The sequence below is a fragment of the Salinicola lusitanus genome, assembly GCF_003206045.1.
GTDB lineage: Bacteria > Pseudomonadota > Gammaproteobacteria > Pseudomonadales > Halomonadaceae > Salinicola > Salinicola lusitanus.
In genome coordinates, this window is record NZ_PZJM01000003.1 from 703862 (window position 1) to 715745 (window position 11884).

Consider the following 11884-nt stretch of genomic DNA (forward strand, 5'->3'; position numbering starts at 1 on the left):
CTCGCTACCACGGCATCACGATCGGTTCGCTGGACAGCGCCCAGAGTGCCCTGATGGCGGCCCAACGGGCGAGTGCAGCGAATCAGAGGCGCATTGACTCCGCTTCGACGGGAGCGCGCCCCGATCCGCTTCTGACTCTCGACAGCCTTCGTTCGCACTTCGTGCAGCGGCGCTGATCCGATCGTCACTCCTGGCAATTTGCCACCGGTATCTGCCTTGCGACCCACAAGGATGCGGGAAGTGCGTTGGCACGTCGGGAACGGGCCTAGCCCTGACCGTCGCTCGTCGATCTCACCGACGGCCGAGGCCCGTTACGGTGAGCGCCCACTCAAGGAGTCGCGGCGCCGGTCTCCCCCAGCAGGGCCAGCGTCTCGCCATCGAGGCAGCGATAGGTGAAGGAGGGGCGACCGATCTGACCGTAGTGGAAGGACTCTTCGAGCACGCCACGATCCACCAGGTGCTTGAGATATTTCCGCACCGACACCCGTGACATGCCGGTATTTTCGCTCAGCGTCTCGGTAGTGAAAGGCGCCCCCGTCTGCTCGGCGACGGCCCTGGCCACCTGAGCCAGGGAGTTGGCGGTGAGGCCCTTGGGCAGATCGCCGGGGCGCGACGGTTGCATGGCGGTCGCCTCCCGCCGAAACAGCGCGTCGAGATCACGCTGATGGGCGCGAGCAGGCAGCCGGGACAGCCGCTGGTGCGTGTCCAGGCAGCGGGTCAGGGCCTCCCTGAAGCGCTCGAACTCGAACGGCTTGACCAGATAGTCGCTGACCCCCAGATGTTTGGCCTCTCGCACGGTCTCCATTTCAGAGGCTGCCGTGATCAGCACGATCTGGATATCGCGGGCCTGGCGGCGCAGGTCTCGCACCAGCGACAGGCCATTGTGCTCGCGCAGATAGACATCGAGCAGCAGCAGGTCCACGGTCTCCCTCGCCAGAATCTCTCTCGCCGCCGGCAGATCCTCGCACTGGGCGACCAGATCGATGCCGTCGATGCGGTTGAGGAACTCGACGTTGAGCCGCATCACCATTGGATCGTCTTCCACGACCAGCACGCGCATGAATCAAGTCACTCCGTCGGTTAGCTGCATTACGTCCATCACATAGGGCACGGTCACCTCGACCAGCGTGCCGCGCCCCGGCGTCGAATAGAGCGCCAGCGTACCACCTAGCGACTCCACATGGGCCTTGACCATGGCCAACCCGTAGCCTCGCCCCGCCCCCTTGGAAGAGACGCCCTGCTCCATGGCAAGCTGCTGCTGGCTGTCGCTCATGCCCCTGCCGTTGTCCGACACGTGCAACGAGAGCGCGCCGGCGTCGACACCCAGGGTCAGGCTCACCTGGCGCACCTCGCGACCGGCGACCGCCTCGAAGGCATTTTCCAGCAGATTGCCGATGATGGACACCAAGAGGTGCACGACCTCGCTTTCGTCTGGCGCCGGAACTTCGCTCTGCAGGTCGATATCGAGTTCGACCCGGCGCTCTCTCGCCTCGCTCCCCTTGGCCAGCAGAAAGCCCGCCAGCACGGGGTCCCGAACCCCGGCGACCCGCGCCGCGGCCGGCGCGATCAAGGTGTCGTCGAGCTCACGCAGATAACGCTCCAGACGTCCCAGGTCGCGCAATTGCACCAGGCCGAGGATGACGTGCAGCCGGTTCTTGAACTCGTGGGTGGAAGCCCGCAGCGCCTGCGCGTAACGGCTGACACCGGTCAACTCCTCGGCCAGCCGGTTGACCTCGCTACGGTCCCGCAACGTCACCACGCTTCCCCCCGCGCCCCTCTCGCCGCGGATGGGCACGCGGTTGACGATCAAGGCGCGACCGTTCAGCGTCAAGCGCCGGTTGAGCGCGGGCGTGCCGCTGTCGAACAGCTCTCCGAGCGTGGCTGCGGGTATTCCTGAGCCGTCGCCGGCGCCCGCCGGATCCAGCAACTCGCCGGCGGCCGGATTGACCATGGTGATGACCGAGTCGCCATCGATCGCCAGCACCCCCTCGTGCAGCGAGGCCAGCATCGCCTGACGCTGCTGGACCCACTGGGATATCTGGTGGGGCTCGAACCCCAGCAGGATCCGCTTGATGTACCGTGCCAGACACCAGGCGCCCGTGGCACCGACCACCATCAGCAACACGATGCCCAGCAGCAGTACCTGACGCCGCTCCGCCAGCAGCAGCCCGACCCGGGTCAGGGTGACCCCGGTGGCGACCGCACCGATCACCGCGCCCTGCCCATCGAGGATGGGCGAGAAACCCCGGATGCTGACACCCAGGGTACCTTCCGAACGGGAGACGTAGGACTGGCCATCCAGCGCGGGCCCCTCGTCGCCGCCGCGAAAATGACGCCCGACCTCGCCGGGGTCGGGATGCGTCAGGCGCAGATGGTTCCGATCCATCACGGTGATGAAATCGACGCCGAGCCGATTGCGCAGTGCCTCGATCTGCCGCCGCAGCTCGGAGTCGGGGTCATGAACGATGGGCCTGGCCATGAGTGCGGAGCGTACATCGTTGCGATCGGCCAGCACCGCCGCGAGCCCCATCACACGCTCCCCCTGGGCCTCCTCCAGATTGGCACGCAGCTGGTAGTTGAAAAGCAGCAGCGCGACGCCGAGCGTCAGCACGATCATGCTGGCGACCAGGACGAATATCTGGGCACTCAGACGCAGCCGCTTCATGCCTCGCCCTCTGGGGACTGACGTGGTATGGCCATGACGCCAACCTGGCCGCCGCATCGGTCCGATCCGGAATTCATTACCCACTCCTTGCTGGAGGCGCCGGCGGGAAAGCATGCCTGCCGGCCTATCGACCAAGGTCGAGCGCCGTTTAGACCATGGTGGTATACCTTACGGGCCGGGGGTGTGCCCCGTACCACCCCAAACCTTTCAATAGTTTCTAAAGGCTTTAATAATTTCATAAAACTTGGTCGACACCTCGGGGCCTCTATCCTCGGCAGCGTACCGCTCATCGGGGCAAGAATACCGCCTACCGCCCTTTGGGCGAAAATCCTTGGGGAGCCAACCATGACTTCAACCGTGACGCAAACCGCGCCGTCCGATTCCGGCCGTCGAGACAGCTGGCTGTCGACGCCGATCTTCGGCATTCCCTTTCCCCTCTTCGCCATCGCGGCCGGGGTTCTCGTCGTCTCCATGGCGACGGACACGATACCCACCGGCATGATCGGCGCCCTGTTGGTCATGATGATCCTGGGCGAACTGATGGGATTCATCGGCGACCGCCTGCCGATCGTCAAGAGCTATCTGGGTGGCGGCGCCATCCTGGCCATCTTCGGCGCAGCGACGCTGGTCTACGTCCAGTGGCTGCCGACCGGTGTCGTCGACAACGTGACCCAGTTCATGAAGAGCGGTGGCTTCCTCAACTTCTACATCGCCGCGCTGATCACCGGCAGTATCCTGGGCATGGACTCCCGCGTGCTGGTCAAGGTCGGCTCGCGCTACGCCCTGCCGCTGATCTGCGCCGTGCTGTTCGCCGCCCTGTTCGCGATCGCCGTCGGCTGGGTCATGGGATTCTCGCCCCAGGACGCGGTCGTGGTCATCACCCTGCCGATCATGGGCGGCGGCATGGGCGCCGGTGCGGTGCCGATGAGCCAGATCTACGAGCAATTGCTGGGCCAGCCCGCCAGCTACTACATCTCGATCCTGGTGCCGGCGCTGGCGCTGGGCAACGTCTTCGCCATCATCATTGCCGGCCTGCTCAACGGCCTGGCCAACCGGATGCCGAGCCTGACCGGCAACGGCCAGATGATGCCGGGCGTCGAGATCGAAGAGCGCGAAAGCAAGCCGGATCTCTCCAAACTGGGCATCGGCGTCATCGCCGCCCTGACCTTCTTCGTCGCCGGTGAAATCCTGGGTGGATTCATTCCGCTGCATCCGTACGCGCTGATGATCATTCTGGTTGCCGTGCTCAAAATCGCCAACGTGGTGCCGGAATCGATCAACGAGGCCGCTGCACAGTGGTTTCAGTTCGTCGCCAAGAACTGGACCTTCGCCCTGCTGTTCGGTATCGGCATCGCCTACACCGACCTCGGCCAGGTGATCGATGCGATCTCCATCACCTACGTGATGATCGTCTTTGCCGTGGTGGCGGGTGCCGCCTTCGGCGCGGGCCTGGTCGGCAAGCTGGTCGGCTTCTACCCGATCGAATCGGCCATCACCGCCGGCCTGTGCATGGCCAACATGGGCGGCACCGGTGACGTCGCCGTGCTCTCCGCCGCCAAGCGCATGCAACTGATGCCGTTCGCGCAGATCTCCTCACGCCTCGGCGGTGCGCTGATCCTGCTGATCTCCAGCATCGTGGTACCGCTGTTCTTTACCTGAACCGCCAGCTCAGGCCAGCCGGGTGACGGCATGGCCATGTAAAACGGCGCCCCCGTNNACGGGGGCGCCGTTTCGCTGGGTGCCAACCGCGTGTCGACGAACGCTCAGCCCTCTTCTTCGTCGTCGGCGAGGTCACGACCGAAACTGCGCCACTGAGCCAGGGTCATCACCTCGGTGCTCTCGGTCTGCAGGTCGTGGACGATCAGCAGCTCGCCTCGCTCCAGCTGCCGCTTGAGGTCACGCACCCAGTCGTGCATGTCCGTCGCCACGTCGGTGGTGTCGTAGCCCTGCCGGGTGACGAACGTCTCCAGCAGTGCGTCCAGCGTCTCCGCCGGCAGCATGCGATGGGGAATCTCGATAAAGCGTCCGCTCATGCGCCTGCCTCCCACGCTTCCAGCCGCCCGATGAACGTCGCCTCGTCGATCACCTCGACCTCCAGTTCCTCGGCCTTGGCCAGTTTGCTGCCGGCGCCGGGGCCGGCGACGACGGTCGCGGTCTTCTTGGAGACGCTGCCGGCGACCTTGGCGCCCAGCGCCTGCAGGCGCTCCTTGCCTTCGTCCCGAGTCATGCTCTCGAGACTACCGGTCAGCACCCAGGTCTGTCCCGCCAGCGGCTGCGGACGCTCGGCCATCTCGACCTCATCCCAACTGACGCCGACCGCCCGCAGATCGTCCAGCGTCTCCTGGTTATGGGGCTGCTGGAAGAAGGTGTGGATGTGATGGGCCACCACCGGCCCGACATCGTCGACCGCCTTCAAGGCTTCCAGCGAAGCGTCGCGCAACGCCTGCAGCGAGCCGAAGTGACGCGCCAGGCTTGCCGCGGTCGCCTCGCCCACTTCACGAATCCCGATCGCGTAGACGAACCTGGCCAGGGTCGTACGCTTGGCAGCGTCGAGCGAGGCGATGAGATTGTTGGCGGACTTCTCCGCCAACCGGGGCAGCTCCGCCAGCCGCTCGGCCCGGAGTCGGAACAGATCGGCCGGCGTCTTGACCCAGTCCCGCTCGACCAGCAGGTCGATCAGCTTCTCGCCGAGGCCATCGATATCCAACGCGCGGCGGCTGGCGAAGTGCTTGAGCGCTTCCTTGCGCTGCGCGGGGCAGAACAGCCCGCCGGAACAGCGCGCGGCAACCTCGCCCTCGAGCCGTTCGATCTGCGAGCCACAGACCGGACACGCGGTGGGCATCTCGATGGCACGGGTCGTAGTCGGACGCTGCGATTCGACCACCCCGACGATCTGCGGGATCACATCGCCGGCACGGCGCACGATCACCGTATCGCCGATACGCACGCCGAGACGTTCGATCTCGTCCATGTTGTGCAGGGTGGCGTTGGAGACGGTGACGCCGGCGACCTGCACCGGCTCCAGCTTGGCGACCGGCGTCAGCGTGCCGACCCGGCCGACCTGGAAGGCCACGTCGTTGAGCGTCGTGGTCTGCTCCTGGGCGGGGTACTTGAACGCAATGGCCCAGCGTGGCGCGCGGGAGACGAATCCCAGCTCGCGCTGCGCGCGCAGGTCATCGACCTTTAGCACGGCACCGTCGATGTCGTAATCGAGCCCTTCGCGACGCTTGCCCAGCGACTCGCAGAATTCGACGACGCCGCTGGCGCCCTCCACCACGTCCAGCAGCGGGCTGGTTCGAAAGCCCAGTGCCCGCAGGCGCTTCAGGTAGTCGGAATGGGACTGGGCGTCATCGTCGCCCTCCAGTCGCGCTACCTGGTAGGCGCAGAACTCCAGCGGGCGCTGGGCCGCGATCGATGAGTCCAGTTGGCGAAGGCTGCCGGCGGCCGCATTGCGCGGATTGGCGAAGACCTTGTCGCCCCTTTCGCGCGCCCGCTCGTTCATCGCCTCGAAGCCGGAGTGACGCATGTAGACTTCGCCACGCACTTCGATCAGCGACGGCACCGACTTGCCGCGTAGCTTGAGCGGTATGGAGTGAATCGTGCGCAGATTGAGGGTGACATCCTCACCGGTACGGCCGTCGCCACGCGTCGCGCCCTGAACCAGTTGGCCGTCCTCGTAGACCAGCGACACGGCCAGGCCGTCGAGCTTGGGTTCGCAGCAGAACGCCAGCGATTCGGGATCCTGCTCGAGCTTGTCGGCCGCGCGCTTGACGAAGGCTCTCAGCTCCTCCTGATTGAAGGCGTTGTCGAGCGACAGCATCGGCACCGCGTGGGTGATTTCCCGGAAGTGATCGGCAGGCGCCGCACCGACGCGCTGGGTCGGGGAATCCGGCGTGACCAAGCCGGGATGATCGGCTTCCAGCGACTGCAGCTCGCGCAGCAGCTTGTCGTATTCGGCGTCGGTGATCTGCGGCGAATCCTCGACGTAGTAATGGTAGTTGGCGTCATCCAACTGCTGGCGCAGGGCACTGGCCCGCTCGCGGACCGCTGGGGGAATCTGGCTCATGGCGCTCGGTTCGATCGCTGCTCAAAAAAGTGACACGCATTGTAGCGGAAGCCCGCCGCGGCTGCCGCAGTGGCGCCCATCAGCGAACGCCGGAAACGACGACGGGGCCCGAAGGCCCCGTCGTCGATACCGCTACCGCGTTCGGTATCAGGCTGCGTCAGTTGGCCTGATAGCGATGGAGCCGATGACGCCGCTCGAACTCCTGCACTCGCTGGCGTGCGAACTCGATCGTCTGCGCGGTCATCACGCTGTGATTCTCGTCCTTCAGCTCGCCGCCCAGGTTGCGTACCAGCACCATCGCCGTCTCCAGCATCGCCTCGAAGGCCGCGGCCGTATCGTTGGCGCCCGGGAGCGGCATCAGGAAGGTCACGCCCGGCGTCACGATCTCCTGCATGCTATCCAGGTCGAACACCCCCGGCTTGACGACGTTGACCATCGAGAACTGAAGTTCGCTATCGTCGGCTTCGGTTTCGTAGCGATGGAAGATGCCCATTTCGCTGAAGCGCAGACCGCAGGCCAGCATCAGGTTGAGCAGATCGGCACCGTCGAAGCCCGCTTCCGTTCTCGCCAGCACGCTGATGACGATGATCTCCTCGGAGTGCGCCAGGGTTTCCCTGGCCCGCGCCGCGCTCACATGGTGGCGCTTGGCACGTTCGACGGCGGGATGTTGAGTCACGACGTCGCTGCGTGGCGCCTCTTCGATCTCTTCCACCGGCACCGAGGCAAGTTCGTCCTCGCCACGCACGGCAGCGGTCCGCGAACGATCCTGCTGCTGGGGCGCCTCGGGTTCCTCGGCCATCCGAGCACCGCCGGGCGGCACCAGCGCCGTGATCTGCAGGCGGTCGGGCGTCTCGGCACCGGCGACTTCATTCCCCCCCAGGCGAGGCTCTTCGTGCCGCGCCGACGTTCTCGCGCGGCTCTCCTCGGCCTCGCGCCGAGCATCCTCACGCTTGTGGCTCAGGCGCTGGGCGGATTCGCTGACGCGCTTGGCACCCGCGCGAACGGCACTCTTCACATTGTTCGTGACGTTGTGCTGCATGTCGGCGAACGACGACCGCGCACCTCGGTCGAGAATGCTGCTCTGCAGCTTCTCTTCCGGGATCCGCTCCTGTCGCTTGGGCTCGGTGGGTCTGACCGGTTCCGAACCGTCGCCGCTGCGCTCGAACGTCGCCGGACGCAGGACACGTGCCCCTCCATTGGGCAATTCCCAGTTGACCTCGGCCTCGCGGGCCGCCTGTTCCGGATCCGCCTCGGATCCGTCGTCGACTCCATTATCTCCCATCGCCTGATCTAGGCGTGGAACTCGACGTTGGCGCTGTAGGCGACGGAAGCCATCGATCACGATGGTCGCCACCAAAACCAGCCCCAGGATGATCAGCCACTCTCTTAGTTCCATGGGTCGTCTTGCCTGTTCGCGGTGCCACTATGCTGGAAGAGGACAACATGCATTCGGCATGTCGGCACTAGCATAGCGTGATTTGTCAAAAATGGGCTACTTTTTTTCTTTGTCAAGCAAAGTTTTGCCCATCAGCAATCACCCTTCAATTCCCTTCGATGTCGAACATCCTATTACGCCGTTAGCCGGTTTGGCTATTTTTGCCAACTTCAGGACGCCTCCGCCATCGACGCTGCTTCATCCACACCCACGGATACCAGACGCGAGACGCCCGGCTCCTGCATCGTGACTCCCATCAACCGTTCGGCGGCTTCCATCGCGATTTTGTTATGGGTGATGAAGATGAACTGCACGCTCTCGGACATTTCCTTGACCAGTTTCGCGTAACGCCCCACGTTCGCATCGTCGAGGGGAGCGTCTACCTCGTCGAGCATGCAAAAAGGGGCAGGATTGAGCTGGAAGATGGCGAATACCAAAGACAGCGCCGTCAGCGCTTTTTCTCCCCCGGACAGCAAATGAATGGTGCTGTTTTTCTTGCCCGGCGGCCGTGCCATGATCGCCACCCCCGTCTCCAGCAAATCCTCCCCCGTGAGGGTCAACCATGCGGCCCCGCCACCGAAGACTCTGGGAAAAAGTGCCATCAGGCCGCGATTCACTTCCTCGAAAGTCTGCTTGAAACGGGTCCTGGTCTCCTGGTCGATGCGCTTGATCGCACGCTCCAGCGTCTCGATCGCCTCGCTCAATTCGGCGTGCTGGGCCTCGAGATAGTCGCGCCGCTCGCTCTGCTGCTCGTACTCCTCGATCGCCGCCAGGTTGATGGCTCCGAGGCGGCGGATGCGCTCGCCGGTCTCCTCCAGGCGGGTCTGCCAGGCCGATTCCGTGGCATTGGGATCGAGGTTCTCCTGCAGCGTCTGCTCATCCTGCTGCTGCTCCGCCAGCGTCTCCCGCTGGGCATCGGCCTTCAGCGTCAAGGCCTGAACCTGCATCCGCGCCTCCTGCAGCCGCTGGCGGAGCCCTTCGAGATTGCGCTCGTGCTGCTGACGGTCGATCTCGGCCTGGCGTAACGTCTCGCCGATCTGGTTGGCCCGCTCCCGGCAGCGGTCGAGCGTGGACTCCTGCTGGGAGCGCGTCTCGAGCAACCGCTCCAGACGTTCACGCTGATCCTCACCGGGTTCGTGAAGCGTCTCCCGCTGCTCACGAAGCCACTCGCAGCGTTCGTCGAGGCGGGAGAGCTGGCCGCGGCTGCGCTCGACCTGTTGCTGAAGCTCGCCGCGCTGCGCCTCCAGACGCTGGCGTTCGAGCGCCAACTGCTGCTGGGTCTGATGCGTCTGCCGCTGTTGCTGACGCAACTCCCCCAGCCGCGCCTGGCTCTGCTCGCGCGCCGTCTGCAGCGCTTCGCGCTCGGCAGCGTTGGCTTCGACCCGGTCGAGCGCCTGCTGCCAACGCTCCCGTGCGGCTTCGAGCTCAAGCCGCTGTGTCGCGTGGCGCTCCTGGCTCTGCGCCTGCTCCGCTTCGAACTCCCGCAGCCGGGAAGCGACATGCTCGAGCCGGCTATCCAACGCTGCCAGCCGGGTCGACTGCGCCTGACGCTGGTCGGCCAGCTCCCGCTCCTCATGGCGCAGCGATTCCAGCGCCGCCTCGCAGCCATCGATCTCGGCCTGCCACTGGGCGATCTGCGAATCGCGCTCGACCAGGGTGGCGTCGAGCGCGGCGAGCTCCTCGACCAGTACGTCGCGGCGTTGCCGCTGCAGCAGCACGCTATCCGCGTTGGCGTCGTCGCGACCGAGTCGCCGGGCCCAGCCGTGCCCCAGCCACAGACCGTCCCGGGTGATCACGCTCTGACCCGGGCCAAGATCGGCCGCGATCCGCCACGCGGCTGTCACGTCGTCGGCGCAGTGAATCGACGCCAGCAGTGTCGCCAGCGCCCCCGCCCCCTTGACCCGGGCACCCAGCGATTCGGCGGGCGCGCTCGCCGTGGCCTGGAGCGACACCACCGGCAGCTCCCCGCTCGCCAGTGATGCCAGCGGCTCGCGGGCGGATTCCGGCTCGGCCAGGCGCGCCTTCAGCCAGGGCCCGAGCACCCAGGCGACGGTGCGCTCCCAGCCGGTCGTGACCTCCAGACTCTCGGCGACTCGTGGCGCCCTCCCCAGCGGGTGATCGGCAAGGTGTTGGGCCAGGCTGGCGTCGTCATCGTTGAGGGCCGCCTCGATCAGCGCCTCGAGCGACGCCACCTCGCCCTGGCAGCGGTGCTGGCGCTCGCGCTCTTTGTCCCTGGCCGCCTGTGCCTCGGCCTGGCCTGCGCGGGCACGCTCCCGGGAGCCCTGGCGCTCCTCGCGGCGAATCTCCAGCGTCTGCTGCCGCTCGTCCAGCACGGCCAGCGCTTCCTGCAGCGAGGCTTTCTCATTGTCGAGATCGTCGACGTCCGGCAGTTCCGATCGCTGCTGCCGGCGGCGCTCCAGCTCGCGGGTCAGCTCCTCGAGCTGACGCTCGAGGCGCTGGATGCTCTCCTGCTCGCGCTCGGCCCGGTGGCGGGCATCACGATCCTGCTCGCTGAACGCCTCCCACTGCTGCTGGCACGCCTGCGCCGAGTGCTCCGCCTCCTCGAGCTGCATCTCCAGCGTCAGCAGCGCCTCGTCGGCCATCTCGATCTCGGGGAGCAGCGTCTCGAGCCGGATGTCCCACTCGCCGCGGCGCTCCTCGTCCTGGGCGATCAGCTGGGCCAGGGCGTCCCGCTCCCGCTGCGCACTCTCCAGGTCACCGGAGAGCTGCTGCTGCCGCTGCCGGGCGTGCTCGAGCGACTGCTCCAGCCGGGCAATGTCTGCGCCGGTCTGGTAGAACGCGGCCTGGTGAGATTCCAGCTCGGCGGCCACGGCGTCGTGGGTTTCCCGGCCCTCCGCCAGCCGCGTCTCGCACTGGCGCTGGCCGAGAATCTCGCGCTCGACCTGGATCTCGCAGTCGCGAACCCGGGCTTCTTCCTCGCGCTGCTGGCTGCGCAGGGCGCGTTCGCGCAGCACCGCCAGCTCGCCGCGCAGGCGATGCTCCTCGGCTTTCAGCGTGCGGTAGCGCTTGGCGGCCTCCGCCTGGCGCTTGAGCCGTTCGAGCTGCTTGTCGAGCTCCTCGCGAATGTCGTCGAGCCGCTCGAGATTCTCCTGGGTCCGCCGCAGGCGGTTTTCGGTCTCCCGTCGACGCTCCTTGTACTTCGAGATCCCCGCCGCTTCCTCCAGCGTATTGCGCAGCTCTTCCGGGCGGGCTTCGACGAGCCGGGAGATCATGCCCTGGCCGATGATCGCGTAGGAGCGCGGCCCGAGGCCGGTGCCGAGGAAGATATCGGCAATATCGCGCCGACGGCATTTCTGGCCGTTGAGGAAATAGCTGGATTGCGCCTCGCGGGTCACCAGGCGCTTGACCGCGATCTCGTTGTATCCGGCGTAGGCGCCGCCGAGTTCGCCATCGCGATTGTCGAAGACCAGTTCGATGGAGGCCTGACCGATGGGAGAGCGACCGGTGGAGCCGTTGAAGATGACATCGGTCATCGATTCGCCGCGCAGGGTCTTGGCGGAGGACTCCCCCATCACCCAGCGCACCGCATCGATGACGTTGGACTTGCCGCAGCCGTTGGGTCCGACGATGGCGGTCATGTTGCTGTCGAACGGCACCGTGACCGGATCGACGAACGACTTGAAGCCGGCCAGCTTGATGGACTTGAGGCGCATGCGGAAAAGAGAGCTCCGAAAACCGAGTGGGTGGCGGATCGCCG

The 11884-nt window shown here is 66.0% G+C and carries 7 protein-coding genes; 1 reads left to right on the forward strand and 6 read right to left on the reverse strand.

Annotated features, from left to right (window positions below):
- Positions 1-328: 328 nt before the first annotated feature.
- A complete protein-coding gene (locus DOM45_RS06995; protein WP_110598853.1) occupies positions 329-1060 on the reverse strand; it encodes a response regulator in 732 nt (243 codons plus the stop codon).
- A gap of 3 nt (positions 1061-1063) precedes the next feature.
- Positions 1064-2665, reverse strand: a complete 1602-nt coding sequence (locus tag DOM45_RS07000) for an ATP-binding protein (protein WP_110598856.1) — start codon at positions 2663-2665, stop codon at positions 1064-1066.
- A gap of 345 nt (positions 2666-3010) precedes the next feature.
- Here DOM45_RS07000 and DOM45_RS07005 point away from each other — a divergent pair, with 345 nt between their 5' ends.
- Positions 3011-4324: a 2-hydroxycarboxylate transporter family protein gene (locus DOM45_RS07005; protein WP_110598859.1), complete on the forward strand. Its 1314-nt coding sequence runs from the start codon at positions 3011-3013 to the stop codon at positions 4322-4324.
- A 104-nt stretch (positions 4325-4428) separates the two neighbouring features.
- On the opposite strand, the gene DOM45_RS07010 is transcribed toward DOM45_RS07005, so the two are convergent.
- From DOM45_RS07010 to smc, 4 genes are all read right to left on the reverse strand, one after another.
- Positions 4429-4698 carry a YheU family protein gene (locus DOM45_RS07010; RefSeq protein ID WP_110598861.1) on the reverse strand — a complete coding sequence of 90 codons (270 nt, stop codon included), beginning with the start codon at positions 4696-4698 and terminating at the stop codon, positions 4429-4431.
- Positions 4695-6731 carry an NAD-dependent DNA ligase LigA gene (gene ligA, locus DOM45_RS07015; RefSeq protein WP_110598862.1) on the reverse strand — a complete coding sequence of 679 codons (2037 nt, stop codon included), beginning with the start codon at positions 6729-6731 and terminating at the stop codon, positions 4695-4697. Before ligA ends, DOM45_RS07010 begins: the two co-directional genes overlap by 4 nt.
- Positions 6732-6888: 157 nt before the next feature.
- Positions 6889-8127, reverse strand: a complete 1239-nt coding sequence (gene zipA, locus DOM45_RS07020; RefSeq protein ID WP_110598864.1) for a cell division protein ZipA — start codon at positions 8125-8127, stop codon at positions 6889-6891.
- 209 nt (positions 8128-8336) lie between these two features.
- On the reverse strand, positions 8337-11840 hold the full coding sequence (gene smc / locus DOM45_RS07025; protein WP_110598866.1) for a chromosome segregation protein SMC: 3504 nt from the start codon (positions 11838-11840) through the stop codon (positions 8337-8339).
- Between the last annotated feature and the right edge of the window lie 44 nt (positions 11841-11884).

Coding starts and splice junctions, on each gene's coding strand:
- DOM45_RS07010 (WP_110598861.1), bottom strand. CDS start 4,698: ATGAGCGGACGCTTTATCGAGATTCCCCATCGCATGCTGCCGGCGGAG.
- DOM45_RS06995 (WP_110598853.1), bottom strand. CDS start 1,060: ATGCGCGTGCTGGTCGTGGAAGACGATCCAATGGTGATGCGGCTCAAC.
- smc (WP_110598866.1), bottom strand. CDS start 11,840: ATGCGCCTCAAGTCCATCAAGCTGGCCGGCTTCAAGTCGTTCGTCGAT.
- zipA (WP_110598864.1), bottom strand. CDS start 8,127: ATGGAACTAAGAGAGTGGCTGATCATCCTGGGGCTGGTTTTGGTGGCG.
- ligA (WP_110598862.1), bottom strand. CDS start 6,731: ATGAGCCAGATTCCCCCAGCGGTCCGCGAGCGGGCCAGTGCCCTGCGC.
- DOM45_RS07000 (WP_110598856.1), bottom strand. CDS start 2,665: ATGAAGCGGCTGCGTCTGAGTGCCCAGATATTCGTCCTGGTCGCCAGC.
- DOM45_RS07005 (WP_110598859.1), top strand. CDS start 3,011: ATGACTTCAACCGTGACGCAAACCGCGCCGTCCGATTCCGGCCGTCGA.